The organism is Streptomyces sp. NPDC048255, from assembly GCF_040652415.1.
Taxonomy (GTDB): Bacteria; Actinomycetota; Actinomycetes; order Streptomycetales; family Streptomycetaceae; genus Streptomyces.
On sequence record NZ_JBEZMA010000001.1, the window covers coordinates 100,499 to 126,159 of the forward strand.

The 25,661-nt window shown below is 72.3% G+C and carries 28 protein-coding genes and 3 tRNA genes; 15 read left to right on the plus strand and 16 right to left on the minus strand.

The features are described 5' to 3' along the window. Positions 1-13 precede the first annotated feature (13 nt). Positions 14-1,711, minus strand: a complete 1,698-nt coding sequence (locus tag AB0D94_RS00480) for a helicase HerA-like domain-containing protein (RefSeq protein ID WP_362043758.1) — start codon at positions 1,709-1,711, stop codon at positions 14-16. An 88-nt stretch (positions 1,712-1,799) separates the two neighbouring features. Here AB0D94_RS00480 and AB0D94_RS00485 point away from each other — a divergent pair, with 88 nt between their 5' ends. Further along, entirely contained in the window at positions 1,800-2,096 is a 297-nt protein-coding gene (locus AB0D94_RS00485) for a type II toxin-antitoxin system VapB family antitoxin (RefSeq protein ID WP_009067182.1), read from the plus strand. A 115-nt stretch (positions 2,097-2,211) separates the two neighbouring features. Then, positions 2,212-2,871 (plus strand): LytR C-terminal domain-containing protein, encoded by a 660-nt coding sequence (locus AB0D94_RS00490; protein ID WP_362043760.1) that lies wholly within the window; start codon positions 2,212-2,214, stop codon positions 2,869-2,871. Between the two features lie 47 nt (positions 2,872-2,918). Here the strand turns inward: AB0D94_RS00490 and upp are convergent, their stop codons facing one another. After that, on the minus strand, positions 2,919-3,554 hold the full coding sequence (gene upp / locus AB0D94_RS00495; RefSeq protein ID WP_031141526.1) for a uracil phosphoribosyltransferase: 636 nt from the start codon (positions 3,552-3,554) through the stop codon (positions 2,919-2,921). A gap of 163 nt (positions 3,555-3,717) precedes the next feature. Between upp and AB0D94_RS00500 the strand changes: the two genes are divergently transcribed. The 10 genes from AB0D94_RS00500 to AB0D94_RS00545 all read left to right on the plus strand — a co-directional run bounded on the left by AB0D94_RS00500 (position 3,718) and on the right by AB0D94_RS00545 (position 10,613). Then, on the plus strand, positions 3,718-4,665 hold the full coding sequence (locus AB0D94_RS00500; protein WP_362043763.1) for a universal stress protein: 948 nt from the start codon (positions 3,718-3,720) through the stop codon (positions 4,663-4,665). Between the two features lie 145 nt (positions 4,666-4,810). Further along, positions 4,811-5,005, plus strand: a complete 195-nt coding sequence (locus AB0D94_RS00505; RefSeq protein ID WP_362043765.1) for a hypothetical protein — start codon at positions 4,811-4,813, stop codon at positions 5,003-5,005. A gap of 383 nt (positions 5,006-5,388) precedes the next feature. Next, positions 5,389-5,937 carry a hypothetical protein gene (locus tag AB0D94_RS00510; RefSeq protein ID WP_362043767.1) on the plus strand — a complete coding sequence of 183 codons (549 nt, stop codon included), beginning with the start codon at positions 5,389-5,391 and terminating at the stop codon, positions 5,935-5,937. A gap of 74 nt (positions 5,938-6,011) precedes the next feature. Then, positions 6,012-6,440: a tRNA adenosine(34) deaminase TadA gene (gene tadA, locus AB0D94_RS00515; protein WP_362044407.1), complete on the plus strand. Its 429-nt coding sequence runs from the start codon at positions 6,012-6,014 to the stop codon at positions 6,438-6,440. Positions 6,441-6,497: 57 nt separating this feature from the next. Continuing rightward, positions 6,498-6,584, plus strand: a tRNA-Ser gene (locus AB0D94_RS00520). Between the two features lie 129 nt (positions 6,585-6,713). Beyond that, complete coding sequence (locus AB0D94_RS00525) at positions 6,714-7,004, plus strand: hypothetical protein (RefSeq protein WP_266935463.1); 291 nt, start codon at positions 6,714-6,716, stop codon at positions 7,002-7,004. A 377-nt stretch (positions 7,005-7,381) separates the two neighbouring features. Beyond that, positions 7,382-7,543 (plus strand): hypothetical protein, encoded by a 162-nt coding sequence (locus tag AB0D94_RS00530; protein WP_167347253.1) that lies wholly within the window; start codon positions 7,382-7,384, stop codon positions 7,541-7,543. Between the two features lie 255 nt (positions 7,544-7,798). Continuing rightward, complete coding sequence (locus AB0D94_RS00535; RefSeq protein ID WP_362043770.1) at positions 7,799-8,653, plus strand: RNA polymerase sigma factor SigF; 855 nt, start codon at positions 7,799-7,801, stop codon at positions 8,651-8,653. Positions 8,654-8,883: 230 nt separating this feature from the next. Beyond that, a complete protein-coding gene (locus AB0D94_RS00540) occupies positions 8,884-9,732 on the plus strand; it encodes an RNA polymerase sigma factor SigF (RefSeq protein ID WP_362043772.1) in 849 nt (282 codons plus the stop codon). 59 nt (positions 9,733-9,791) lie between these two features. After that, positions 9,792-10,613 (plus strand): hypothetical protein, encoded by an 822-nt coding sequence (locus tag AB0D94_RS00545; protein WP_362043774.1) that lies wholly within the window; start codon positions 9,792-9,794, stop codon positions 10,611-10,613. Positions 10,614-10,629: 16 nt separating this feature from the next. Here AB0D94_RS00545 and AB0D94_RS00550 read toward each other — a convergent pair whose 3' ends face one another. Further along, positions 10,630-10,866, minus strand: coding sequence for a hypothetical protein (locus AB0D94_RS00550; RefSeq protein ID WP_362043776.1), 237 nt, complete (start codon positions 10,864-10,866; stop codon positions 10,630-10,632). A gap of 261 nt (positions 10,867-11,127) precedes the next feature. Between AB0D94_RS00550 and AB0D94_RS00555 the strand changes: the two genes are divergently transcribed. Further along, entirely contained in the window at positions 11,128-11,520 is a 393-nt protein-coding gene (locus AB0D94_RS00555) for a MarR family transcriptional regulator (RefSeq protein ID WP_362044409.1), read from the plus strand. A 15-nt stretch (positions 11,521-11,535) separates the two neighbouring features. After that, a complete protein-coding gene (locus AB0D94_RS00560; RefSeq protein WP_362043778.1) occupies positions 11,536-13,296 on the plus strand; it encodes an MDR family MFS transporter in 1,761 nt (586 codons plus the stop codon). 50 nt (positions 13,297-13,346) lie between these two features. Here AB0D94_RS00560 and AB0D94_RS00565 read toward each other — a convergent pair whose 3' ends face one another. The 9 genes from AB0D94_RS00565 to AB0D94_RS00605 form a co-directional block, all read right to left on the minus strand. Next, complete coding sequence (locus AB0D94_RS00565; RefSeq protein ID WP_362043780.1) at positions 13,347-14,045, minus strand: TetR/AcrR family transcriptional regulator; 699 nt, start codon at positions 14,043-14,045, stop codon at positions 13,347-13,349. A 200-nt stretch (positions 14,046-14,245) separates the two neighbouring features. Further along, positions 14,246-16,474: a glycosyltransferase family 39 protein gene (locus AB0D94_RS00570; RefSeq protein WP_362043782.1), complete on the minus strand. Its 2,229-nt coding sequence runs from the start codon at positions 16,472-16,474 to the stop codon at positions 14,246-14,248. After that, positions 16,471-17,751: a bifunctional glycosyltransferase family 2/GtrA family protein gene (locus tag AB0D94_RS00575; RefSeq protein ID WP_362043784.1), complete on the minus strand. Its 1,281-nt coding sequence runs from the start codon at positions 17,749-17,751 to the stop codon at positions 16,471-16,473. Before AB0D94_RS00575 ends, AB0D94_RS00570 begins: the two co-directional genes overlap by 4 nt. A 25-nt stretch (positions 17,752-17,776) precedes the next feature. Further along, a complete protein-coding gene (locus tag AB0D94_RS00580) occupies positions 17,777-19,225 on the minus strand; it encodes a HAMP domain-containing sensor histidine kinase (RefSeq protein ID WP_362043786.1) in 1,449 nt (482 codons plus the stop codon). Positions 19,226-19,461: 236 nt separating this feature from the next. Then, a complete protein-coding gene (locus tag AB0D94_RS00585; RefSeq protein WP_362043788.1) occupies positions 19,462-20,229 on the minus strand; it encodes a response regulator transcription factor in 768 nt (255 codons plus the stop codon). Positions 20,230-20,298: 69 nt separating this feature from the next. Next, complete coding sequence (locus AB0D94_RS00590) at positions 20,299-21,180, minus strand: amidohydrolase family protein (RefSeq protein ID WP_362043790.1); 882 nt, start codon at positions 21,178-21,180, stop codon at positions 20,299-20,301. Further along, positions 21,164-21,502, minus strand: a complete 339-nt coding sequence (locus AB0D94_RS00595) for an antibiotic biosynthesis monooxygenase (protein WP_362043792.1) — start codon at positions 21,500-21,502, stop codon at positions 21,164-21,166. Before AB0D94_RS00595 ends, AB0D94_RS00590 begins: the two co-directional genes overlap by 17 nt. Positions 21,503-21,675: 173 nt before the next feature. Then, entirely contained in the window at positions 21,676-22,560 is an 885-nt protein-coding gene (locus AB0D94_RS00600; protein WP_362043794.1) for a DUF2797 domain-containing protein, read from the minus strand. After that, complete coding sequence (locus AB0D94_RS00605; protein ID WP_362043796.1) at positions 22,557-22,991, minus strand: Lrp/AsnC family transcriptional regulator; 435 nt, start codon at positions 22,989-22,991, stop codon at positions 22,557-22,559. The genes AB0D94_RS00600 and AB0D94_RS00605 overlap by 4 nt, the downstream gene beginning before the upstream one ends. Before the next feature lie 108 nt (positions 22,992-23,099). On the opposite strand from AB0D94_RS00605, the gene AB0D94_RS00610 reads away from it, so the two are divergent. Then, positions 23,100-24,011 (plus strand): SMP-30/gluconolactonase/LRE family protein, encoded by a 912-nt coding sequence (locus AB0D94_RS00610; RefSeq protein WP_362043798.1) that lies wholly within the window; start codon positions 23,100-23,102, stop codon positions 24,009-24,011. Positions 24,012-24,038: 27 nt separating this feature from the next. Here AB0D94_RS00610 and AB0D94_RS00615 read toward each other — a convergent pair whose 3' ends face one another. From AB0D94_RS00615 to AB0D94_RS00630, 4 genes are all read right to left on the minus strand, one after another. Beyond that, positions 24,039-24,404, minus strand: a complete 366-nt coding sequence (locus AB0D94_RS00615) for a PH domain-containing protein (RefSeq protein ID WP_362043800.1) — start codon at positions 24,402-24,404, stop codon at positions 24,039-24,041. A 26-nt stretch (positions 24,405-24,430) separates the two neighbouring features. Then, entirely contained in the window at positions 24,431-25,192 is a 762-nt protein-coding gene (locus AB0D94_RS00620; RefSeq protein ID WP_362043802.1) for a histone deacetylase, read from the minus strand. Between the two features lie 72 nt (positions 25,193-25,264). Beyond that, positions 25,265-25,337, minus strand: a tRNA-Arg gene (locus tag AB0D94_RS00625). 226 nt (positions 25,338-25,563) lie between these two features. Then, positions 25,564-25,654: transfer RNA gene (locus tag AB0D94_RS00630), tRNA-Ser, on the minus strand. Positions 25,655-25,661 lie beyond the last annotated feature (7 nt).

Below are 25,661 nucleotides of genomic sequence, written 5' to 3' on the forward strand. Positions count from 1 at the left end.
CCACCCGCGTCACTCACCTGCGCCGCCTCGCCGTACCGAAGATCGACCGCGAGATCTCCCGGCCCACCTGGGTGCCGATGGACCGGGCCAGCGAGCGGAACAGCCCGCTGCCCACCACCTGTTGGGCCAGCGAGGGGTCCGGCTTCGGGGCGCTGCGCGCCGCCTTCTCGGCCGCCTTGGCCTGCTTCTCGGCCTCCGCGGCGGCCGCGGCCGCCTCCGCCTGCGCCTCGGCGGCGGCTTGCTCGGCGCTGATCTTCTCGTACGCCGATTCCCGGTCGACCGGCTGCGCGTACCGGGAGTACAGCATCGAGGACTTCACCGCCTGGTCGAGGGCGGTCGGTTCGACCGGCCCCATGAGCGACTGCGGGGCACACAGCCGGGTCGCCGCGACCGGCGTCGGGGCGCCCTTCTCGCTGAGCACGGTGATCACCGCCTCGCCGGTCCCGAGCTGGGTGAGCAGTTCCTCCAGGTCGTACGCGGAGTGGGGGAAGGTCTTCACGGTGGCCTTCAGGGCCTTGGCGTCGTCGGGGGTGAAGGCGCGCAGCGCGTGCTGCACCCGGTTGCCGAGCTGGGCGAGGACGTCCGCCGGCACGTCCTTGGGGGTCTGCGTGACGAAGAAGACGCCGATGCCCTTGGAGCGGATGAGGCGCACCGTCTGGGTGACGGAGTCCAGGAAGGCCTTCGAGGCGTCGTTGAAGAGCAGGTGCGCCTCGTCGAAGAAGAAGACCAGCTTGGGCTTCTCCAGGTCGCCGACCTCCGGCAGGTCGGTGTAGAGGTCGGCGAGCAGCCACATCAGGAAGGTGGAGAAGAGCTGCGGTTTGTCCTGGACCGCCTGGAGTTCGAGTACGGAGACCACTCCGCGCCCGTCGGCGGCCGTACGGAGGAACTCGCTGGTGTCGAACTCCGGCTCGCCGAAGAACTCGGCCGCCCCCTGCTGCTCGAAGGCGGTGAGCGCCCGCAGGATCACCCCGGCGGTCACCGTGGACAGTCCGCCGATGCCCTTGAGCTCGGGCTTGCCCTGGTCGGAGACGAGGAAGGCGACGACGGCCCGCAGGTCCTTGAGGTCGATCAGCTCCAGGCCCTTGGTGTCGGCGTAGTGGAAGATCAGGCCGAGGGACTGCTCCTGCGTCTGGTTGAGCTGGAGCACCTTGGACATCAGCACCGGGCCGAAGGCGGTGACGGTCGAACGCACCGGGATCCCGGTGCCGATCCCGCCGAGCGAGTAGAACTCGCTGGGGCATCCGGTGGGCTCCCACTGCTGCCCGACCTCCTTGGCCCGCTGCGCGACCGTCTCGTTCGCGGTGCCCGGCGCCGAGATCCCGGAGACGTCGCCCTTGATGTCCGCGAGGAAGACGGGGACTCCGCCCGCCGACAGCTGTTCGGCGATGAGCTGGAGGGTCTTGGTCTTGCCGGTGCCGGTGGCGCCCGCGACCAGCCCGTGGCGGTTGAGCATCGACAGGGGGATGCGGATCTGGCGCTCCGGCAGCACGTGGCCGTCCCAGAGGAGGGCGCCGAGGTCGAGCGCGGGGCCGGTGAAGGCGTACCCGGCGGCGATCGTGGCGGCGGGACCGGTGGCGTCGGCTGCGGCGGGCGGGGCGGGCGTGGTGGGCGTGGTGGGTGCGGCGGCCGCATCGGGCGCCCCGGCCGCCTCCGCGGCGTCCGGCGGGACCGTCCGGCCCGCCGGAACCTCTGGGTCCGTGCTCTCGCTCATGCATCACTCCCGAATTGGTGCCCTTTGCCACTTTTGCACCGACGCAGCAAGGCTGCGCCCGCAGGCACCGGCCCGGTAGGCTTTCCGTGTGATCTTCAAGCGCATCGGAAACGGGAGGCCGTACCCCGACCACGGCCGGGAAAGCACCCGTCAGTGGGCGGACGTCGCGCCGCGCCCGGTCCGGCTGGACCAGCTGGTGACGACCAAGGGACAGCTGGACCTCGAAACGCTGCTCGCCGAGGACTCCACCTTCTACGGCGACCTCTTCGCCCACGTCGTCAAGTGGCGGGGCGACCTCTACCTGGAGGACGGGCTGCACCGCGCCGTGCGCGCGGCCCTGCAGCAGCGCCAGGTGCTGCACGCCCGCGTCCTGGAAATGGACTGACGCCGGCGCCGGGGACGGCTTCCGCTTTCGAGCGGATTGCGCCTTTCGGGTCACCATTGACCTATCAGCAGATCATTTAGTAGGCATCGCCACCGGGCCGCACTACGCTGCGCCCATGAGCATGCTCACTCCCCCCGGCATGGGCGGAAAGTACCGCGTCACGGGAGCCGCCTACCCCCGCCTGAGCCGTAAGCGGAGCCGACGTCGCATCGTCTTCGCCGTGCTCGGCTCGGTCCTTGCGCTCGCCCTGCTCAGCTACGGGGCACTGCAGCTCATCGACGTGTTCCAGGGCGACAACGCCAAACGGAACACTGCTGCCGGCGCCAAGGACTGTCCGACCGCGGCTGCCGAACGGGCCGCCAAGGGCGCGCCCGCGGCTGCCTCGGCCCCACCGGCGGTCAAGCTCCCCCAGCCCGGCGAGATCACGGTCAACGTCTACAACGCGACGCCGCGCGCGGGTCTCGCCAAGGCGGTCGGCGACGAACTGCGCAAACGCGGCTTCGTCGTCGGCAACGTCGGCAACGCCCCCGCCGACTTCGACAAGAAGGTCCCCGGCACCGGGATACTGCTGGGCTCCCCCGCCACCGACAAGGCGGTCTTCTCCGTCCTGGGCACCCAGCTGGCCGGCACCACCCAGCAGACCGACGCCCGCGAGGGCGCGGACGTCGACCTGATCCTCGGTGACGCCTTCAAGGAGCTCAGCACGAAGGAGGACGCGGACAAGGCGCTGGCCGTACTGGCCAACCCCGTGCCCGCGCCCGCCAAGAACTGCTGAGAACCGCCGAGAACCGCTGAGCAGCGCTGCGGTCGGACGGCCGGGGACTACTCGGCCGAGCCGTACATCCGGTCGCCCGCGTCGCCCAGCCCCGGCACGATGTAGCCGTGCTCGTTGAGCCGCTCGTCCACCGCGGCCGTCACCACCGTCACCGGCGTGCCCGCCAGCTCGCGCTCCATGATCTCGACGCCCTCGGGCGCGGCCAGCAGCACCACGGCGGTCACGTCGTCGGCACCGCGCTTGATCAGCTCACGGATCGCCGCGACCAGCGTGCCGCCGGTGGCGAGCATCGGGTCGACGACGTAGACCTGCCGGCCGGAGAGGTCCTCCGGCATGCGCGTCGCGTACGTGGAGGCCTCCAGGGTCTCCTCGTTGCGGACCATGCCCAGGAAGCCCACCTCGGCCGTCGGCAGCAGCCGCACCATGCCGTCGAGCATGCCGAGGCCGGCCCGCAGGATCGGTACGACCAGCGGGCGCGGGTGCGAGAGCTTCACGCCGGTGGTCGGGCCGACCGGGGTCTCGATGTCCGCCTGCTCGGTGCGCACGTCCCGGGTGGCCTCGTACGCGAGCAGGGTCACCAGCTCGTCGGCGAGGCGCCGGAAGGTGGGGGAGTCGGTGCGCTTGTCGCGCAGCGTGGTGAGTTTGTGCGCCACCAAGGGGTGATCGACGACCTGCAAACGCACAACATCCTCCAAGACTCAGCCTGCGACCAGCAAAAACGGCCGCCCGACGCGACCCACACCCAAAAGGCTACGCGCTGACACGACCCCTTCGCGTCCGAAGCGGCGACCGCGCCCGCCCCGCCGTGCGGATGCGGCCCGCGCGCCCGCCCAGCACGCTGGACAGGTGAACAGCGCACCGGTCATCGCGGCCGTCGACGGATCCGAGCACAGCCTGGCGGCCCTGGAGTGGGCGAGGGCCGCGGCCCTGCGGCACGGGACGGGGCTGCTCATCGCACATGTGCTGCCCGACCACGCCCAGTTGTACGCGGGACGCCGGGCCGCCCTGCACGACGCGTCCCAGCCCGAGGAGTTCACCGACCCGGTACGGGACCGGCTCCTGACCCTCTTCGGCGGCGGCCCCGACTTCCCGGCGGGGGTCCGCTACGAGGCCCTGGAGGGCTCCGTACCCGAGGCGCTGCGGGTGATCGGGGCCGAGGGCCTGATGCTGGTCATGGGGTCCCGGGGCCGTGGCGGCTTCGCCACCCTGCTGCTCGGCTCCAGCAGCCGCGCCGTGGCCACCACCGCGCCATGCCCGGTGGTGGTGATCCCGCACGCGGAGCGGCGCGCGGACCCCGCCGACGTGGCCGGCGAGCCCTCCGCCGGCCGGGTGGTGCTCGGGCTGCACGCCGCCGAGACCCCCGACGACGTCCTGGAGTTCGCCTTCGCGGAGGCGGCCGCGCGGGGGACCACCGTCCAGGTGGTCTCGGCGTACGCGATCCCGCCCGCGCCGACGATGGTGATCGACAGCCCCTTCGTGGTGATCCCGCCGGAGGGGCTGGCCGACGGCGGGGACGCCGTGCCGGCCGAGCGGGAGATGCTGCGGTCCCAGACGGAGCGGCTGGCGCCCTTCCGCACCCGCCACCCGGACGTCCCGGTCGAGCAGGCCGCCGTACCCGGGGACGCGGCGGGGCGGCTGGTCACCGCCTCCCGGTCGGCGGCCCTGGTGGTGGTGGGCCGCCACCACCCGCGCCGCCGCGGCAGGTCGCTGTTCATCGGCTCGGTGGCGCACGCGGTCCTCCAGCACGCCCACGGCCCGGTGGCCGTCGTACCGACGCTGCACGACGACGCCTGAGCCGTCCGGCCCGCCCTCCGGCCCCTGGCACCTCTCTGACCTGCACAGGGGTGGCATCAATCGGGCCGTCCGGGGGAAGGTGGGTGCAGGGGGTCTGCTTCGCGCCGGCGGAGGAGGACGACCGGACCAGCCGGGGTGGTGGCCGATGCCCGAGACGCAGTCGAGCGAAGAGCACGAAGAGCACGAGACGCCGGAGACCGCGGCGCAGCGCAGGGCGCGGCGCGCGCAGTTCCTGCGCGACCTGAGCGAGGCGCGCGAGCTGCGCGACCGGGTCCAGCCCCGCCGCGCCCGCGCCGCCCGGATGCGCCAGCAGATGCGGATGCGCACGTTCCGCTGGTGACCCCCGCCGCGGGCGCCGGGGGAGCCGGAAGGGCCCGACCAGGTGAACGGGACACGCCAGCCCCCGCACCGAATCCGGCCGGTTCCCCGCACGACCGCACCGCCACCGCCCCGGACCCCCGCCCGAGCGCGTCCCGCCGCCCCGCAGCGCAACCCGCGCAGGCCCCGCCGGGGAGCCGCCGGCGCCCGTCCCGCGGCCTCCGTACGCGCCGCGCGGCGCACGGCACGGCACGACGCAAGCGCGGAAGACCTCTCGCAAAGCCGCCGTTTCTGCCACGATGCCGATTGGGCGGGGCACGGACGGCGAGCACACGGCCGTTCCACCCCATCCTCCGGCCGGGGGGACCTCCAACCGGCACGCCTAAGACCAGTGGGAGAGTCACGGTGTACTTCGCCGCACTGCTCGCGCGCACCGAAGACGGGTGGGAAGCGAGCGACATGGAACTCGACGACGTCGAGTCCCTCAGTGATCTGATCGATCTCGCCCGTTCCGCCGCTGTCGACGACGACACGGTGGTCGCCCTCATCGAGCAGGAGGACGCCTGGTTCGGCGTCATCCGCGTGGACGGGGAGGAGGACCCGCGGTACTTCGTATCGAACGCCTCCCTCGCCGCCCGCAGCTCCTACGGCTCGATGCTTACCAAAGAGCTGCTGGGCAGCGACGAGGAGGACGACGAACTCGACGAGCTGGACCTGGACGGCACCGAGGACGGCGAGGAGGAACCCATCGCCGCGTTCACGGACGGGGAGGACGACGATGACGAGGTGGGCGGGACCGGCGCGGAGCCGGTACCGGCCGGTCCGCTCGGCGATCCCCGGCTGCTGGACGACCTCGGGGTGACCCACAAGCAACTGATGACCCTGGACGGGGACGCCCTCTCGGAGATCGCCGACTCGCTCGGCGCCACCGAGGTCCTGGAGGCCGTCCGCTAGTGACCGGCCCGCAGGTGACCCACAGACACGACACGCAGGGCCCCGATCCCGTACGGGACCCGTGGCGGGACTCCATGCGCCTGGCGCTCCAGGAGGCCGCCCGGGCGGTGCCGGCCGGCGACGTGCCGGTCGGCGCCGTCGTGCTCGGCCCGGACGGGGAGCTCCTCGCCACCGGGTACAACGAGCGGGAGGCGTCCGGCGACCCGACGGCGCACGCCGAGGTACTGGCGCTGCGCCGGGCGGCCGCCGCGCTCGGGGAATGGCGGCTTCCGGGGTGCACCCTCGTGGTCACCCTGGAGCCGTGCGTGATGTGCGCGGGGGCGCTCGTGCAGGCGCGGGTGGCCCGCGTCGTCTACGGCGCGGACGACGAGAAGGCGGGCGCGGCCGGGTCGCTCTGGGACCTCGTACGGGACCGCAGGCTCAACCACCGGCCCGAGGTGGTCCGCGGCGTCCTCGCCGAGGAGTGTGCGCGGCAGCTGACGGACTTCTTCCGAGGGCTCTGACCGGTCCGCCGGATACGGATTTCGGCACACGGGGCACCTTGGGCTAAGCTCTCTCTCGGTAGCGTGTCCGAGCGGCCGAAGGAGCACGCCTCGAAAGCGTGTGATGGTGCAAGCTATCCGTGGGTTCAAATCCCACCGCTACCGCTCTGAGACCGAGAGCCCCGCCCCGCAAGGGTCGGGGCTCTCGGCGTTCCTGCGCCCGTACGCACCCGTTCGGGCTCCCGTCCGGAGGACAGCCGCGTGACCGTGCGGTCGGGCAGCCGTTGTCACGGCATGACCAAGACCCAGCGCATGCTCGCCGCCCTCGCCCTCGCGGGGGCCGCCGCGGGCTTCGCCGCTCCCGCCGCCTCGGCCGCCCAGCTCGCCCCCCTCGCCCTCCCGGACCTGCCGACGGCCGCCCCGGGCATGCCGGCGGGGGCCCAGCCCGCTTCCGTCCAGGAGATCGGCGCGAAGCTCAGTGAGGGCGCCAACCAGCTCAACCAGCTGATGGAGCTGCCGAACCACCTGGCCCCCGTGATCGCCCCCGTACAGCCCCTCACCGACCTGGCCGGGGGCATCGAGTAGCCGCGGGTCCGACCACGCCCCGGACACGCGAAGAAGGCCCCGACCGGAGTCGGGACCTTCATCGTGTGGGACGGGGGAAGTGGCATCGGGGGGACAAGCCACTTCCCCCGACGGAGGACGGAACCCGCCAGTCCGAGCCGCAGTCAGGGGGGAAGCTTGCGGCTCGGACCCCGCAGTGAGGTCCTGTCCCTCACCCACCGATTTCCTGCCAGAACCGGTGGGCTCACATCCATCCTGCGCCCACCGCACCCGCTCACGCTGCGGCAAAGGACCTGTTGCGCCGGGCCCTTGGTCCTTAAAGACCGGGTGAGTGTCCGAACATGACCGGTTAGACTCACCCGACTTCGCAGTACCGGTTGGGGAGGCCGACACCGTTCATGGACACCAAGAAGCTCATCACGGGCGTCCTCACCGTATTCGTCCTCTTCGTGATCATCACCCAGCCCAAACGGGCGGCCGAGATGGTGGGAATAGGTTTCCAAGGCATATCGGATGCCGCATCGGGCATCGGCGAGTTCATGACCGAACTGGTGCGCTGAACCCGTACGCTGAGGCGGATTTCCCGACTCCCCAGCCCCCCACTCCGACGTGTGGGGGGCTTTTCGCATCCCACCGTTGGGCATAATGCCCTCTTATGCCCAACTTGCCCTCAACACGGTGATATACGGTGCTTGCACACAGTGCACATGTCTTGTGATGCTATGACCGCTTTTGACGGATGAGTTGACTGAAGGGGTGGCGTGACCGTGCCGGCCAGTACTGCGCCTCAGGTGCCCCCTCAGCAGGATCCCCAGGTGCCCTCCCAGCAGGAGCCCCGCGAGGAGCCCCGTCAGGAGCCTCGCCAGGAGCCGCCCGAGGAGCCGCCGATCGCCCCGAGACCGCCCAGCCGGGGCGCGGACACCCGGGCCCTCACGCAGGTCCTCTTCGGGCAGCTGAAGGGCCTGGAGCCGGGCACCAGCGAGCACACCCGGGTGCGCGGGGCCCTCATCGAGGCCAACCTCCCGCTCGTCCGGTACGCGGCCGCCCGCTTCCGCAGCCGCAACGAGCCGATGGAGGACGTGGTCCAGGTCGGCACGATCGGCCTCATCAACGCCATCGACCGGTTCGACCCGGACCGGGGCGTGCAGTTCCCGACCTTCGCCATGCCGACCGTCGTGGGCGAGATCAAGCGCTACTTCCGGGACAACGTCCGTACCGTGCACGTACCGCGCCGCCTCCACGAGCTGTGGGTGCAGGTCAACGCGGCCACCGAGGACCTCACCACCCTCCACGGGCGCACCCCGACCACGCCCGAGATCGCGGAACGGCTGCGGATCAGCGAGGACGAGGTGCTGTCCTGCATCGAGGCCGGGCGCTCTTACCACGCGACCTCGCTGGAGGCCGCCCAGGAGGGCGACGGGCTGCCCGGACTGCTGGACCGCCTCGGCTACGAGGACCCGGAGCTGGCCGGCGTCGAACACCGCGACCTGGTCCGCCACCTCCTCGTACAACTGCCCGAGCGCGAACAGCGGATCCTGCTCCTGCGGTACTACAACAATCTGACGCAGTCGCAGATCAGCGCGGAGCTCGGCGTCTCCCAGATGCACGTCTCCCGGCTGCTCGCCCGGAGTTTCGCCCGACTGAGATCCGCAAACAGGATCGAGGCGTAACCGGAACGAGTGGAGATCATCTACGCGTTTCCTGACAGAACAGGCCGATCCCTCTCTGACCTCTTCTGTCGCTGGAGATATATGTCGACATGGCGCTACAGCGTGTTGCCGACATGTGACATTCTGCTTGAACCGCGTTTGCCGCAGCCCCGCCTCCGGTATTCAGGTGGAGGCTGCGTTCCTCCGACGGGCGCGCCGTACGCGACCGTCCGCGACCTCAAGGGGGTGGCATGTCCGTAGACCAGGGCAGCTCCAAGGTGCTCACGCTCGTCAAGAGCCCGGCACCGGTAGCACTGCCGGCGTCTGACCGCTCGGAAGCCATCGACACCCGGACCCTCTCCCGCTCCCTCTTCCAGCGGCTCGCCGCCCTGGACGCGGACAGCCCCGAACGGGCGTACGTACGCGACACCCTGATCGAGCTGAACCTGCCGCTGGTGCGGTACGCCGCCGCCCGCTTCCGCAGCCGCAACGAGCCGATGGAGGACATCGTCCAGGTCGGCACGATCGGCCTGATCAAGGCGATCGACCGGTTCGACTGCGAACGCGGCGTGGAGTTCCCGACGTTCGCGATGCCGACCGTCGTGGGCGAGATCAAACGATTCTTTAGGGACACCTCCTGGTCCGTCCGCGTCCCGCGCAGGCTCCAGGAGCTGCGCCTCGCGCTGACCAAGGCCAGCGACGAGCTCGCCCAGAAGCTGGACCGCTCGCCGACCGTCCCGGAGCTCGCCGCGGTACTCGGGGTCTCGGAGGAGGACGTGGTCGACGGGCTCGCCGTCGGCAACGCCTACACCGCCTCCTCGCTCGACTCGCCCTCCCCGGAGGACGAGGGCGGCGAGGGCTCGCTCGCGGACCGCCTCGGCTACGAGGACACCGCGCTCGAAGGGGTCGAGTACCGCGAGTCCCTCAAGCCGCTGCTCGCCAAACTCCCGCCCCGGGAACGGCAGATCATCATGCTGCGGTTCTTCGCCAACATGACGCAGTCGCAGATCGGCGAGGAGGTCGGCATCTCCCAGATGCACGTCTCCCGGCTGCTCACCCGGACCCTCGCGCAGCTGCGCGTGGGCCTCATCGGCGAGTGATCTGAGCCGTCCGGCCGGACGGGGTTCCCAATTGACGGAGCGTCAGGAAAACTGGCGCGATGCGAACGGGATCCCGTACGGCCGCCCTCCTCGCCCTGTGCTGCACGGCCGCCGCCGGCCTCACCGGCTGCGGCGGCCCCGCACGGGACGGCTACGTCGCCGTGGGCGCCGCGGCCCCGGGCCCCGAGCGGGGCGCGGGGGAGAACGTGGCGCCGCAGGGGCGGGTCGAGTTCCAGCAGCTCGGCGGCCCGTCCGCGGCGGGCGGATCCGCGGCGTCGGCCGAAGCACCGCCCGGACCCTCGGCCGGTACACCTGCGGGCGCGCAGGCCGGTACGCCGTCCAGTACGCCGGGCTCCCCGGCCCCGGGCGGCTCCGCTGCGGCGCCCGGCAGCGCTACGGGACCGGGCCGCGGCACCGGCGGCACCGGTACCGGCAGTCCCGCGGGGCCTGGCGCGCCCAGCGCGCCGGGTACGCCCGGCACCCCTGGCGCGCCGGGCACCGGCACGCCCGGCACCGGCGCTCCGGGCACGCCGACCAGCCCGCCCGCCAAGCCCGGCACGAAGCCGCCGGCCACTCCGGCGCAGCTCACGCTGTCCACCCCGGTGCGGGCGGCCGCGGGCGACCGCTGGTGCGAGCTGGTCACCGTCACCTTCACCAACACCGGTACCACCGCCGCCCGTTCCGGCACGGTCAGCTTCGCGACCCACATCATCGGCGCCCTCGGCATCGACTGGGCCACGATCACCACGACCCAGCCGCTTCCGGCACCCGTGCCGGGCGGGGGCGCGAAGACGCAGACCTACACGGTGTGCGTGGACGCCTGGCGCGTCCCGCTGGGCATGCACGTGGAGACCCGGAAGGTCACCGCCGGCTGGAGCTGAGCCGCGGTGGCGCGGATCAGCGCAGGACGAGCCACAGGGCGGCGCCGAGGACGAGCGCCAGCCCGAAGGCCAGGCCCAGCCACACGGCCTTCTTCGAGCCGGCCTGCTGCTGCTCGGCGCGGCGCTGCCGGCGGGCTCCGGGGCCGGCCTGCCTGACCGGCGCGGCCTCCTCCACGAACGCCCGGAACATCTGAGTGCTGCCCGCGGGGTCGTAGTTGCCCTCGGGGCCCTGTGAGTTGTGGTTCGCAGCCATGGGGCAGGACCCTAGCGGGTTTTCCGATTCCTTTACCGCCCCAACCCCCAGATTCATTTGCCTGCAACAACCATCTGCTTCTATGGTTGCCCTAAGCAACAAGATGGGGGCCGCCCGGTGACCACTTCCACCGCTCCGATCGCTCCGGTCGCTCCGGTCGCTCTTTCGGCGTCGACCGCTCCGTCGGCGCCACCGGGTCCGGCGGTTCCATCGGGTCCGGCAGTTCCGGCGCTTCCGGCAACCGGCGGCCGGTACCAGGAGCTGGCCCGCCAGCTCACCGGAATCGGCGCGGTCAAGCGCGATCTCGCCCGCACCCTGCCCCCGGACTGCCCGCCCGGCGCCGCCGCCGTCCTCACCGTGCTCGACCGGCACGGCGAGATGCGGCTCAGCAGGCTCGCCTCGTTCATGGCCGTCGACATCTCGGTGACCAGCCGGCACGTGGCCCACGTGGCCGACCGCGGCTGGATCGAGCGCCTGGCCGACCCGGGCGACGGACGCTGCCGGATCCTGCGGCTCACCCCGGCCGGGAGCGCGCTCCTCGCCGAGCTCGGCGCCCGCTACACGGACGCGCTGGAAAGAGCGCTGGCCGACTGGTCGCCCCAGGACATCGACGTACTGAACACCCTGCTGGCCCGACTCCGATCGAGCTTCTAGAACGTAAGGAAACACATGGCTACGACCACACCCACCGGTGTGCGGGGAGGCGGCGGCCGGTCGGAGACCACGTCCGGCAGCACGTCCATGACCCACCCGCAGATCATGAAGGCCCTGTCCGGGCTGATGCTCGGCATGTTCGTGGCGATCCTCTCCTCCACGATCGTCTCCAACGCCCTGCCCCAGATCATCAGCGACCTCGGCGGCACCCAGTCCTCGTACACCTGGGTGGTCACGGCGGCCCTGCTGTCGATGACGGCGGCCACCCCGCTGTGGGGCAAGCTCTCCGACCTCTTCAGCAAGAAGCTGCTGGTCCAGATATCCCTGGTGATCTACGTCCTCGGCTCCGTGGTCGCGGGCCTGTCCCAGAACACCGGCATGCTCATCGCCTGCCGCGTGGTCCAGGGCATCGGGGTCGGCGGCCTGTCCGCCCTGGCGCAGATCGTCATGGCCGCGATGATCTCCCCGCGCGAGCGCGGCCGGTACAGCGGCTACCTCGGCGCGGTCTTCGCCGTCGCCACGGTCGGCGGCCCGCTGCTGGGGGGTGTCATCACCGACACCGAGTGGCTGGGCTGGCGCTGGTGCTTCTACGTCGGCGTGCCCTTCGCGATCATCGCGCTGATCGTCCTGCAGAAGACGCTGCGGCTGCCCGTGGTGCGCCGGGACGTCAAGGTCGACTGGCTCGGCGCCTTCCTGATCAGCGGGGCCGTCTCGCTGCTGCTGATCTGGGTCACGCAGGCCGGCGACTCCTACGAGTGGATCTCCTGGCAGACCTGGGCGATGACCGGCGGCGCGGTGCTGCTCGGCCTGCTCTTCGTCCTCGTCGAATCCCGTGCGAGCGACCCGATCATCCCGCTGCGGCTGTTCCGCAAGAAGACCATCACCCTCGCCTCGGCGGCCTCGCTGTTCGTGGGCATCGCGATGTTCTCGGGGACCGTGTTTTTCAGCCAGTTCTTCCAGTTGGCCCGCGGTGAGTCCCCCACGATGTCCGGAGTCCTCACGATTCCGATGATCGCCGGGCTCTTCGTCTCCTCCACCCTTTCCGGTCAGGTGATCACCAAGACCGGTAAGTGGAAGGCCTGGCTCGTCTCCGGTGGCGTACTCCTGACGGCCGGACTCGGCCTCCTGGGCACCCTGCGCTACGACACCCCGTACTGGCACATCGCGGTCTACATGGCCCTCACCGGGCTCGGCCTCGGCATGATGATGCAGAACCTGGTCCTCGCCACCCAGAACCAGGTGGCTCCCGAGGACCTGGGCGCGGCCAGCTCCGTCGTCACCTTCTTCCGCTCCCTCGGCGGCGCCATGGGCGTCTCCGCGCTCGGTGCGGTCATGGCCAACCGGGTCACGCACTACGTCCAGGACGGGCTGGCCGCACTCGGCCCGGAGGCCGCGGCCATGGGCCACGGCGGCACCGCCGGCGGCGGGATCCCCGACCTCGACAAGCTGCCCGCGCCGTTCCGCGAGGTCGTCGAGTCCGCGTACGGGCACGGCGTCGGCGACGTCTTCCTGTACGCCGCCCCGTTCGCGCTGCTCGGTCTCGTGCTGGTGCTGTTCATCAAGGAGGTCGCGCTGAAGTCGAGCCCCGCGGCGCACGCCCCGGCGGCCGGCTCCGCACCGGCAGGCTCCGCACCGGCCGGAGCCGGGTCCGAGGCCACACGGGCCCCGGCGCCTGCGGTGGCGGTGGCCGCCACGGCATCCACGGCGACGACGGGATCCACGGCCGCTGCGGCTGCTGACACTGCTGCGACCACGGGGGAGGGGGCTCGGGGCTGATCCCCGAGCCACCCCGCTGAGGCCACCGCCCGAGCCCGCGATCCGTGGGCTCAGGCGGTGGCCTTCGCCTCGATGCCCGCGATCAGGACCTCGATCGCGAGGCAGAAGTCCCCCTCGGAGGCCCGCCGGACCGTGCCGCCGCAGCCGTGCAGGAACTGCGAGACGGCCAGGTGGGCGCCGGCCCGGGCGGCGTCCGCCAGGCCAGTGGCGTCGAGCAGCCGCTGGAGGGCGGTGTCGAAGGCCCGGGCGTGGGGGCCGATGTTCGGGTAGGCCGCGGTGAGCGGGGCCACCCAGGGGTGGTCCGCCAGCAGCCGCCGGTAGGCCCGGGCGAGGGCCCGCAGCCCGGCGGGCCAGCCCGCCTCCGCCGGCTCCCCTGGCTCCCCTGGCTCCCCTGCCTCCCCTGGCTCCCGCGGCTCTCTCAGCGCTGCCGGCCCTTCCGGCTCTTCCGGCTCTTCCGGCTCGGAGAGGACGAGTTCGCCCAGGGCCCGGTCCAGGGCGAGTTCGAGCAGGTCGTGCTTGGTGTCCACGTACCAGTACAGGGACATGGCGGTGACCCCGAGCCCCGCGGCGAGCCGCCGCATCGAGAACCGGGCCAGCCCGCCGGCGTCCAGCAGCCGCACGGCGGCCGCGGTGATCCGCTCCCGGTCGAGGCCGGAGGGGGCCTCGCTGCGGCGTCTGGCGGGGGCGGCGGGCCGGGTCTCCAGCCACACACTGGCCCGGGTCTCGCCGGGATCGGCCGCGGTCACCATGGGAAGCCCTCCTCAGACGCCCAGGGTTGAGCCCGGTATGCCCGGTGCGCCCCCTTGATCCTAGGGGGTGGAGCGAGGCCGCGTGAGGAGTGGATCCGGCCCGGGCGGAGGGAGGCGCACACCCCCATCGGCCCGGGCCGTGCGGCGGTCTGACGGACCGACCGTTCCGGCTGCCCCGGCTGCCCCGGCTGCCCCGGCCGTCAGGCCTTCGGCGCGGTGAGGTCGTAGAGGGTGGCCCCGCCGACCGTGCGCTCGGTGTAGTTCTCCTTCACCCAGGTCTCGATGGCGCTGCTGGTGCCGCCGCCCGGTCCGCCGCCCTGGCGCATGCCGGGACCGTTCTCACCGCCCTGCTCGGTCTGGCCGTTCGAGCCGCTCTGGCCGATGAAGTAGTGGATCCTCCCGGCCTTCACGTACTCCTGGAACTGCTCCAGCGTCGGCGACGGGTCGCTTCCGTTGAAACCGCCGATCGGCATCACCGGCTCGCCGGAGGCCAGCTGGTAACTCGCCGCGTTCTGCGAGCCGATGCCGGCCGCTGCCCAGGTGTACTTCTCCGCGTCGGCGCGCAGGGCCGCCGTGGCCTCGGCTCCGACCCGGGTGCCGCCGAGCAGCCCGCCGGGGCCGCCCTGGCCTCCGCCGGCCCGCTCGAAGCCGCGCCCGGCCTGACCGGCCTGAGCTCCCTGACCGGCCTGGCCTTGGCCCGCCTGACCCCGGCCCGCCTGGCTCTGGCCCGCCTGCGCCCCCTGGCCGTCCCGGCCGCCGCCGGGCCCGCCCTGGGCAGCGGGGCCACCCTGGCCTCCCTGGCCGTTCGGCATCGCCTGGCCGGGGCTCCCCTGGGGCGCCCCGCCCGGGCCGCCCTGGCCGTTCGGCGGCTGCTCGCCGCCCGCGCCGAGGCGCATCATCCCGCCGGGTCCGCCCCGGCCGCCCGCCACCGCCGGTCCCGCGGTCACGATCGAGCCCGTGTGGCCCGTGCTCACGGTCGTCAGGCAGTATGCCAACGGGCCCGCCAGGGCTGCCCCCAGGCCCAGTGCGGCCACGGCCGGCAGAGCCCGGCCGCCGCCCAGCCGGGCACCGGCCAGCAGCCCGGCCGCCGCGAGCACCCCGGCCGCCAGGACCGTCCAGCGCAGCCACGGCAGGTAGTCGGCGGCCCGGCCGAGAAGTACGTACGACCAGACGGTCGTCAGCACGAGCACCCCGGAAAGGGTGAGCGCGGCGGCCAGGCTGCCCCGCTCCTCCCACAGCACGGCGACGCCCATCCCGATCAGCGCGGCCACGAACGGTGCCAGCGCCACCGTGTAGTACTCGTGGAAGATGCCCTGCATGAAGCTGAAGACGAGCGCGGTGATCAGCAGCGAGCCGCCCCAGGCCAGGAAGGCCGCCCGGGCCATGCTCTCCAGCGAGTCGGTGGCCCGGCGGGCCCGCCAGGTGACCACCAGTCCCACTACGAGCAGGACCAGCGCCGCAGGCAGCAGCCAGGAGATCTGACCGCCGATATTGGCGGAGAACAGCCGGTCGATGCCGGTCTCTCCCCAGCCTCCGCCACCTCCGCCGCCGCGCCCGCCGCCGCCGACGCTGCCGGTCTCGTTGCCGTTGATCCGGCCCAGACCGTTGTAGCCGAGGGTCAGCTCCAGGAAGGAGTTGGTCTGCGAACCGCCGATGTACGGGCGGGAGTCCGCGGGCCAGAGCTCCACCACTGCCACCCACCAGCCGCCGGCCACCACCATCGCGAGCCCGGCGAGCAGCAGCTGGCCCAGGCGCCTGCGCAGCCGGGTGGGCGCGCAGACGGCGTAGAGCAGGGCGAGCGGCGGCAGGATCACGAAGGCCTGGAGGGTCTTGGTGAGGAAGGCGAGGCCGACGGCGACCCCGGCCCACACCAGCCAGCGGGTGTGGGCCCCGTCGAGGGCGCGCATCAGGCAGTAGACGGTGACGGTCAGCAGCAGGGTCAGCAGCGCGTCGGGGTTGTTGAAGCGGAACATCAGTGCGGCGACGGGGGTCAGCGCGAAGGCGGCCCCGCTGAGCAGTCCCGCGGCCGGGCCGAACTGGCGGCGGACGGCCGCGTAGAGCACGCCGGTGGTGGCGACGCCCATCAGGGCCTGCGGAACGAGGATCTGCCAGGAGCCCAGCCCGAAGAGCCGGACGGACAGCATCATCGGCCACAGCGCGGCCGGGGGCTTGTCGACGGTGATGGAGTTCCCGGCGTCGGAGGAGCCGAAGAAGAAGGCCTTCCAGCTCTCGCTGCCCGCCTGTACGGCGGCGGAGTAGAAGGAATTCGCGTAGCCCGAGGAGCCCAGGTTCCAGAGCAGCAGCAAGGCGGTGGAGAACAGCAGCACGGCGAGGGCGGGCCGTTCCCAGGCGGGCCGGCCGACGGCCGCCGTGGCAGCGGCCCGGTCGGGCGCGGGTGGGGTGAAGGCGGTCGGTACGGCCGTGGTCATCGGCCCTCCTTGGAGATGGGCGTCTTCATATGGGCTGCGCGCCGCTCGGGGAAGACCCAGGCGCGGAAGAGCAGGAACCGCAGCACGGTGGCGGCGAGGTTGGCGGTGATCAGGACGGCCAGTTCGGTGCTGTGCCCGGGTTCCGCCGTGGCCGCGCCGAGGGCGGCGAGGGAGCCGCTGGTCAGGGCCAGGCCGATGGCGAACACCACCAGTCCCTGGGCCTGGTGGCGTACGGCCCGGCGACGGCCCCGGACACCGAAGGTCAGCCGCCGGTTGGCGGCGGTGTTGGCGACGGCGGAGAGCAGCAGGGCGGCTCCGTTGGCGAGCTGGGGGCCGGTTCCGGCGCGGAAGACGGAGTAGAGCAGCAGGTAGAGCAGGGTGGACAGCGCCCCGACGGCGCAGAAGCCGAGGAGCTGGCGGGGCAGCCCGCGGTCCACGTCGGGGACGGCGGTGCGGTCGCGCGGGTCGTCGCCGAAGGGGCGGGCCAGCCGGTCGAGCGGGAGCGCGCCGACGGCGAGCGCCCGGCCGACCCGCCAGACGCCCTTGAGGTCCTCGGTGGCCGTCCGGACGATGTGGACGGTGGAGTCGGGGTCGTCCACCCAGTCCACCGGGACCTCGTGGATCCGCAGCCCGGCCCGCTCGGCCAGCACCAGCAGCTCCGTGTCGAAGAACCAGCCCGAGTCCTCCACCAGCGGCAGCAGCCGCTCGGCGACCTCGCGGCGGATGGCCTTGAACCCGCACTGGGCATCGCTGAACCGGGCGGCGAGGGAGGAGCGCAGCAGGAGGTTGTAGGCACGGGAGACGAACTCCCGCTTCGCTCCGCGCACGACCCGCGAGGAACGGGCGAGCCGGGTGCCGATGGCGAGGTCGGAGTGGCCGGAGATCAGCGGAGCGACGAGCGGCAGGACGGCGTTGAGGTCGGTGGAGAGGTCCACGTCCATGTACGCGAGGACGGGCGCGTCGGAGCCGGACCAGACGGTGCGCAGTGCCCGGCCCCGGCCCTTCTCCTCCAGCCTGGTGCTGCGTACGCCGTCGAGCGTGGCGGCGAGGGCGGCCGCGATCTCGGGGGTGCGGTCGGTGCTGGCGTTGTCGGCGACGGTGATCCGGAAGGGATAGGGGAAGGTGCGGCTGAGGTGGCCGTGCAGGCGGCGCACACAGGGGCCGAGGTCCTTCTCCTCGTTGAAGACCGGGATCACGACGTCGAGTACGGGCTCACCGGGCAGGGGCGCGAGGGGCGCCCGTGCCGGAAGGGCACCGGGAGAGGCGTCGGTTGACATGCCTCGACCCTCGCGGGGCGCCCTGTCATCGCTGTGTGGTGAGCCTGTGCCCCGTCTGTGAGTCCGCGCCCGCGCCGTCGGCCGGGGGCTTGGCGGCGAGCGGCAGCAGCACCTCGAAGCAGGTCCGGCCCGGCTCGCTCCGTACGCCGACCTGTCCGCCGTGCGCGCCCACCACGGCCTGGACGATGGCCAGCCCGAGGCCGGTGGAGCCCGCCGCCCGGGAACGGGAGGCGTCACCGCGGGCGAAGCGCTCGAAGACGTGGGGGAGCAGGGCGGGCGGGATGCCGGGGCCGTCGTCCTCGATCCGCAGCCGGACGGCGGATGTTTCACGTGAAACATGGGCGGTGACCGTGGTGCCGGGCGGGGTGTGCGTACGGGCGTTGGCGAGGAGGTTGACCAGGATCTGCTGGATCCGGGCCGGGTCGGCGCTCACGGGCGCGGGCTCGTCGGGAAGCCGCAGCCGCCAGTGGTGCCCGGGTCCGGCGGCCCGGGCGTCGCTGAGGGCGTCGACGACGAGCGGCGCGAGGTCGGTGTCGGTGCGGGAGAGCGGGCGGCCGGCGTCGAGCCGGGCCAGCAGCAGCAGGTCCTCGACCAGCCCGGTCATCCGGGTCGCCTCGGACTCGATGCGGCCGAGGGCGTGCCGGGTGTCGGGGCCGGGCTCCTCCCGTCCCCGCCGGGTCAGCTCGGCGTAGCCGCGGATGGAGGCGAGTGGAGTGCGCAGCTCGTGGCTGGCGTCGGCGACGAACTGCCGGACCCGGGTCTCGCTCTGCTGGCGGGCCGTCAGCGCGGAGGAGACGTGGCCCAGCATGCGGTTCAGCGCGGCCCCGACCTGGCCCACCTCGGTACGGGGGTCCGCCTCGGCTTCCGGGACCCGTTCGTGGAGCGCGGGCTCGCCGCTGTGCAGGGGGAGTTCGGAGACCCGGGTGGCGGTTGCGGCCACCCGGTGCAGCGGGCGCAGCGCTACGCCGACCAGTGCCTGCCCGGCGAGGGAGGCCGCGATCAGCCCGGCCACGGTGACACAGACCTCCACCGCGATCAGGGTCCCCACGGTCCGGTCGACCCCGGCCAGCGGGAAGGCCAGGGCCAGGCTGCCGTCGGAGGCGGTGAGCACCCGGTACGAGCCGAGCCCGGGCAGGTCCAGATCGGCCGCGCCCGCGCGCGGGGCCTTGGCGGCCTTCACGAGGGCCTCGGTCTGGGCGGGGGTGAGCGATACGCGGTGGTCGCGGTCGGGGCCCTCGGCGGGAACGCTGCGCGCCCCGGCGATCTTGTCCCCGGGATCGAGGCGGATCCCGGCGGTGCCCAGCGGGGTGCCGGGGGCCAGCACGAAGGCGAGGTTGCCCTCGCGGCTCGCCTTGGCGGCGCCGGGCCCCCGGGAGGCCATGCTCACCGCCGTGTGCAGCTCTTCGTCCAGCTGGCCCATCAGGTAGGAGCGCAGGGCGAGGGTGGTGACCGTCCCGATCGCGGCGCCCACCACGGCGATCAGCGCGACCGCCGCGAAGACGAGCCTGGTCCGCAGCGACCAGGGCCGCCGCCACGGCAGCCGCCGGCGGGGCGTGCGCGGTCGGCGCGACGTACGGGGCGTGCGGAGCCTGCGGGGTGCCCGGAGCCTGCCCGGTGTCCGGAGCCTGCCGGGCCCGAGGGCCGCGCCGGGACTGGGGGACGGGCCGGGGCTGGGCGACGGGCTTGGCCCGGGGGACGTGCCGGTCGGCACTAGTCGGCCGGCTTGATCAGGTATCCGGCTCCGCGCCGGGTGTGGATCATGGGCGCCAGTCCGGGGCCGCTCTCGAGCTTGCGCCGCAGGTAGGAGATGTACAGCTCGACCACGTTGGCCTGGCCGCCGAAATCGTAGGACCAGACCCGGTCCAGGATCTGCGCCTTGCTCAGCACCCGGCGCGGGTTGCGCATCAGATAGCGCAGCAGCTCGAACTCGGTGGCGGTCAGGTGGATCTCCCGGCCGCCCCGGGTCACCTCGTGACTGTCCTCGTCGAGCCGCAGGTCGCCGACGGCCAGCACCGAGCCGCCGCGCGCCGCCTGCGCCGCGCCCGAACGCCGGACCAGCCCGCGCAGCCGGGCCACGACCTCCTCCAGGCTGAACGGCTTGGTGACGTAGTCGTCGCCGCCCGCCGTCAGACCCGCGATGCGGTCCTCGACGGAGTCCCTCGCGGTCAGGAACAGCACGGGGACCTGCGGGATCTCCCGGCGCAGCCGTCCGAGGACGGCCAGCCCGTCCATGTCAGGAAGCATGATGTCCAGGACCACGACGTCCGGCCGGAACTCCCGCGCCGCCCGCACCGCGGCCGCCCCGTCCCCCGCGCCGCGGACCTCGCAGCCCTCGTAGCGCAGGGCCATGGACAGCAGCTCGGAGAGCGAGGCCTCGTCGTCGACGACGAGCACCCGGCAGGGTCCGCCGTCGGGCCGTACCAGGGCCGAGGGGTTGCTGGTGGACGTGGACGCGTGAGAGGTGGTCGTCGCAGTCATACGGCCACGCTGACCGGCACCTCTGAGAGCGTTCTTGTCCCTTCCTGTGAATCTCCTGAGAAACGCCGCTCAGCCGTCGAGCCGGAACAGGCGCGCGCCGTTGTCGTGGCACACCGCGCGCAGCCAGTCGTCCCCCAGGCCGAGCCGTTCGAGAGCAGCGAGCTGGTGCTCGTACGGGTAGGGGATGTTCGGGAAGTCGGTGCCGAGGAGGATCCGGTCGCCGAGGTCCGCGAGCCTGCCGAGCTCACCCGGCGGGAAGCCGCTGAACTGCTCGGAGAAGTCGGTGAAGGCCATGGTGGTGTCGAGCCGCACCTGCTCGTACCGGTCGGCGAGGTCGAGGAAGTCCGTGTACTCGGGCATCCCCATGTGGGCGATGACCAGCGGCAGCCGCGGGTGCCGGGCCAGCAGCCGGGCGATCGGCTCGGGTCCGGTGTACTTGCCGGGGGCTGGTCCCGAACCGCAGTGGATCACGATCGGGACACCGGCCTCCGCGAGCAGCCCCCACACCGGGTCGAGCCGGTCGTCGTTCGGGTCGTACCCGCCGACCTGGAGATGGGCCTTGAAGATCCGGGCCCCGGCGTCGACGGCCCGGACGGTGTACGCGTGCACGCCCTCCTCCGGGAAGAAGGTCGCGGTGTGCAGGCAGTCGGGGGTCCGGGCGGCGAAACCGGCGGACCAGGAGTTGAGCCAGGCGGCCATCGCGGGCTTGTGGGGGTAGAGCATGGCGGTGAAGGCCCGGACCCCGAACTCCCGCAGGAGCGCGACGCGCTGCTCCTCCTCGTGCCGGTAGGTGATGGGCCACTCGACACCGGTCAGCGGGCCGACCCCGTCGAAGTGGTCCCAGACCTTGTCCAGGACCCGCTCGGGCATGAAGTGGGTGTGGACGTCGACCAGTCCGGGCAGCCCGAGCCGCTCGCGGAAGGCGCGGACCGCCTCAGCCGTTGCGGACAAAGCCGTGGCTCCGCTCGACGGTCGCGACGTGCAATGTGTAGCTCTCGTACCAGTCGGCGCGGCCCTGCTTCATGGCCGCCTGGTGCTCAAGGTCCTGCCGCCACGCGGCGAGGGACTCGTGGTCGCGGAAGTAGGCGACGGTGATGCCGAGGCCTCCGGGAGTGCGCGCGGACTCGTAGCCGAGGAATCCCGGATTCGCCCGGACGATCTCGCTCATCCGGGCAAGGGTCTCCGGGTAGCCGCTGTCGTCAGAGGTGCGCACATTGGTGAAGACCGCCATCAGGTAAGGCGGTTCGAAGGCCTGTACTGGCTGGATGCTCATGACCACCACCCTCGGCGGCGCGCCCCCGGCCTGTCCACAGGAATCGGCCCTGCGCGCCCGAAGGGATCCAAGATTTGACCATGGCCGGGCAGCGCACCCGCACGGACAGCGCACCCTCACCCGCCTGACAGCGCACCCGCCCTGACCGCGGACCCGCACCCGCCCCGGACCGCTCAGAACAGCCCGTCCTGCTCGGTCTCCGGCGCCGCGGCCGACGGGATCTCCGCCACCGGAACGGCCGTCACCGACTCGCCCTCGGGGACGAGGAGTTCCCAGCCCGCCAGCAGCCGGGTGTCCACCACGAGCCCGTCCGCGAGGTGCAGATCGGGCCCGGCCGCGCCCACCAGCCGCCCCACCACCGCCCCGCCGGGGACCATCTGCGTGATCACCCGGGCGGACGCGGGCAGCCCGTCCAGCCCGAACGGCCCGGCGTGGTCGGTGATTTCGCACTCCAGCCGCTCCAGCGACTCCGGCCACCCGGGCAGCGCGGCCGCCCGGGCGTGCAGCTCGGCGACCTCCCGGGCCCGTTCGGACGCGGGCGGCAGGTGTGCCCGTACGGCGCGCTTGCGGGCGTAGGCGATCCGGTCGGGCACCCCGAGGGCCGCCCGCAGCAGCTCCTCGGTACGCCGGGTCGCCATCAGCGGCCCGCGCCCGAGCCATGTCCAGGTCACCGCCCCCTGCTCCAGCAGCCGGGCCGACCCGCGCTCCTCGGCGGTGATACCGACCTTGACCATGCCGGGTCCGAACCACGCCAGGTAGACGCGGTAGGTCCGCGGATCGGCCGCGTTGGTGTCGGCGGCCACCGAGAACGACCGGTCGAGGCGGGCGCACTCGGGGCACTGCGCGTTCCCGGTCCGGGCGGGGACGGTGGCGGCCGTGGGGCAGGCGGTCCGCTTCCCGGCCCGCCACACGCCCAGGCAGTGCCGCTCGCCGCGCGCGGCGAAGGCCAGCCGCTGCCCGTACGCGAGCACGCTCGCCCGCTCACCGCGCCCCTCCCCGAGCCACCCGATGGCGGGCCGGCCGTCCTTCCACCGGATCCCGGTGCACCACCAGCTCACAGCGGGAGCGGCCGCTCGAAGAAGGTCTCCAGGACGACGGTGGCGTGCGTGCCACTGACGCCTTCGATGGCGTAGAGGCGGCGCAGGACGTCCTGCAACTGCCCGGTGGAGGCCGTACGCACCTTGACCAGCACCGAGGCGCTGCCCGCGATGATGTGCGCCTCCTGGATCTCGGGGATCGCGGCGAAGGCCTCGCCGGACTCGCCCATCCAGGCGTTGGAGTCGACCATCACGTAGGCGAGGACCCCGCTGCCGACCGCGGCCGGATCGACGTCGACGGTGGTCCGCCGGATGACCCCGCGCTCGCGCAGCTTGCGCACGCGCTCGTGGGTGGCGCCGGCCGAGAGCCCCACGGCGGTGCCGAGGGCGGCGTACGACTGACCCGCGTCCTGCTGCAGGCGCAGGACCAGCGCCCGGTCGATGTCGTCCACGCGATCTTCCTCTCATGAGCCCGTTGGCTCTTGCGAGGAAGGTACCCGATCCTGCAATCTCACCATCACGCCGAACGTTATTCGGAAAGCAACTCTCACAGGGGAATCATGTCTGCCATAGCCGACCTCACCTTGTACGAGATCCTGGACGACCGCTTCCGCACCGGTCGCTGCGCCAACGGCGACGCCCGACTGGAGCGGCTCCACGACGACTGCCGCTGGGCGGAAGGCCCGCTCTACCTGCCGGCCTGGCGCCAGCTGGTGTGGAGCGACATCCCCAACGACCGCATGCTGCGCTGGGACGAGGCCACCGGCGCGGTCTCCGTCTTCCGCTCCCCGGCCGGGCACTCCAACGGCAACACCCTGGACCGCGAAGGCCGCCTCATCACCTGCGAGCAGGGCAACCGGCGCGTGACCCGTACCGAGCCGGACGGCGCCCTCACCGTCATCGCCGACCGCTTCGACGGCAAGCGGCTCAACAGCCCGAACGACGCCGTGGTCCGCTCGGACGGCTCGGTCTGGTTCTCCGACCCGGACTTCGGCATCACCAGCGACTACGAGGGCCGGCGCGCCCCCGCCGAGATCGGCGCCTGCAACCTCTACCGGGCCGACCCCGCCACCGGCGCGGTCCGCCTGGCCGCGGACGGCTTCCTGGGCCCGAACGGCCTCGTCTTCTCCCCCGACGAGAGCGAGCTCTACGCGGCCGACACCCGGGCCGGCCACATCCGCGCGTTCAAGGTCACCGACGACGGCCGTCTGACCGGCGACCGGGTCTTCACCGACTGCCCCTCGGTCGACAACATCCGCTTCGACGACGGAGGCCGGCTGTGGGCGGCCGCGATGGAGTCCGGCGTCCACTGCTACGCCCCGGACGGCACCCTGATCGGCCGGGTACGCGTCCCCGAACCGGTCTCGAACATCGCCTTCGGCGGCCCCAAGAACAACCGCCTCTTCATCACCGCCACCACCTCCCTCTACTCCTTGGTGATGTCGGTGACGGGCCTCCCCCGCGTCCTCTAGGTCCGGTCCGGACCACAGGACCTCGCGTCAGCGGGCGACGAACTGCGTCAGGATCGCCTGGACCTCGTAGATGTTGACGCCCTTGGTGAAGGTCTTCTCGATCGGCGTCGCGCTGCCGGATATCCAGATCTTGAGCTCGGCGTCCAGATCGAAGTGGCCGGCGGTCTCCACGGAGAAGTGCGTGATGCTCCGGTACGGGACGGAGTGGTACTCCACCTTCTTGCCCGTGAGCCCCTGCTTGTCGACGAACACCAGCCGCCGGTCGGTGAACAGGATGGTGTCCCGGATCAGCACGTACGCGGCGTGCACCTGCTCCCCCTGCCCCAGCAGCCGCGCGTAGTCCCGCTGCGCCGACGCGTGGTCGACGGTGTGCGCATTCCCGAACAGTCCCATGGGAGCCCCCTCTTCCTCAGGTTCGGTCAATCTCCCGCAACACTATCCAGACCCCCCGCTGGTCCACGTCCCCCGGCAGAGCCAGATCCCCCCTGACATCTCCCGGGGGACCTCCTCCCCATCAAGGAGGAGGCCGTGAGCAGCTCCAGCACCTGCTCCGGTGCCCAGTTCCCGGCCGCGCCGGGGCGGGAGGACAGGTAGTCGGCGATGTCCGCCTCCTCCCACGGCCCCGTCTCCAGCAGACCGCCGGCCAGGTACCCCAGGTACGCGGCGGACGGCATGAGCGGATCGATGTCCCGGAGGGTCCACGGCGCGGTGAACGTCAGGACGGGGATCCCCTCGATCGTCCCCGGGCAGATCAGCGTCTCGTACCGCCCGGCGCCCCGCTCATCGCGCCCCTCGCGCAGCACCCTGGTCAGGTCGACGTCCGCTCCCGGCTCCTCGTACATCTCCTGCGCGGCGATGTCCGACATCTGGCTCACGGTCACCAGGTGGGCGCGCGCTCTCGTACGCCCGGGGGCCGTCGGGTCGTAGAGGCCCCTGCCTCCCCTCCACACCGGGGACTCGGTGGCGAAGTAGAGGGAGCCTTCCAGTTCGACGGCGATCGACCGTTCCGGCGCCCGGTGGTCCCGGCAGCCCGGGTACGTCCGCGTCGCGCCGGGCGGCGTCCCACCGGCGAGGTAGGCGGTCAGCCGGTCCATGTGCATGTTGGAGCCGTAGGAGGCGTACCAGACGCGCTCAGGGGCGGGGACCTCACCGGTCAGGGGATCCGCGACGTGGACAGTCATGCTCTGTACCTCGCTGCTGTACGGGAAAACGCCAGAGGCCCCAGGATTTCTCCTGGGGCCTCTGGTCTGCTGTGCACTCGGCAGGATTCGAACCTGCAACCTTCTGATCCGTAGTCAGATGCTCTATCCGTTAAGCTACGAGTGCTTGGCTTGCTGGGGTTTTGCGCCCCGTTGGCCTTGCGAGAACAACAATACATGGACCTCGCCGGGACGCGAAATCCATTAGCCAAACCACTACTGACCTGCGGAAACAGCCTGGAAGAAGATCATCCAGTTGAGCCTGGCCGGGCGCCCCGGGGTCGCACAGACGTCGCAGGCGGGCCGGAACGCACCGAAGCCCCGGTCCATGCGGACCGGGGCTTCGTGAAGTGCGGAGGCGGAGGGATTTGAACCCTCGATGGGGGGTAAGCCCCAAACCGCATTAGCAGTGCGGCGCCATAGACCGGACTAGGCGACGCCTCCAGCACAC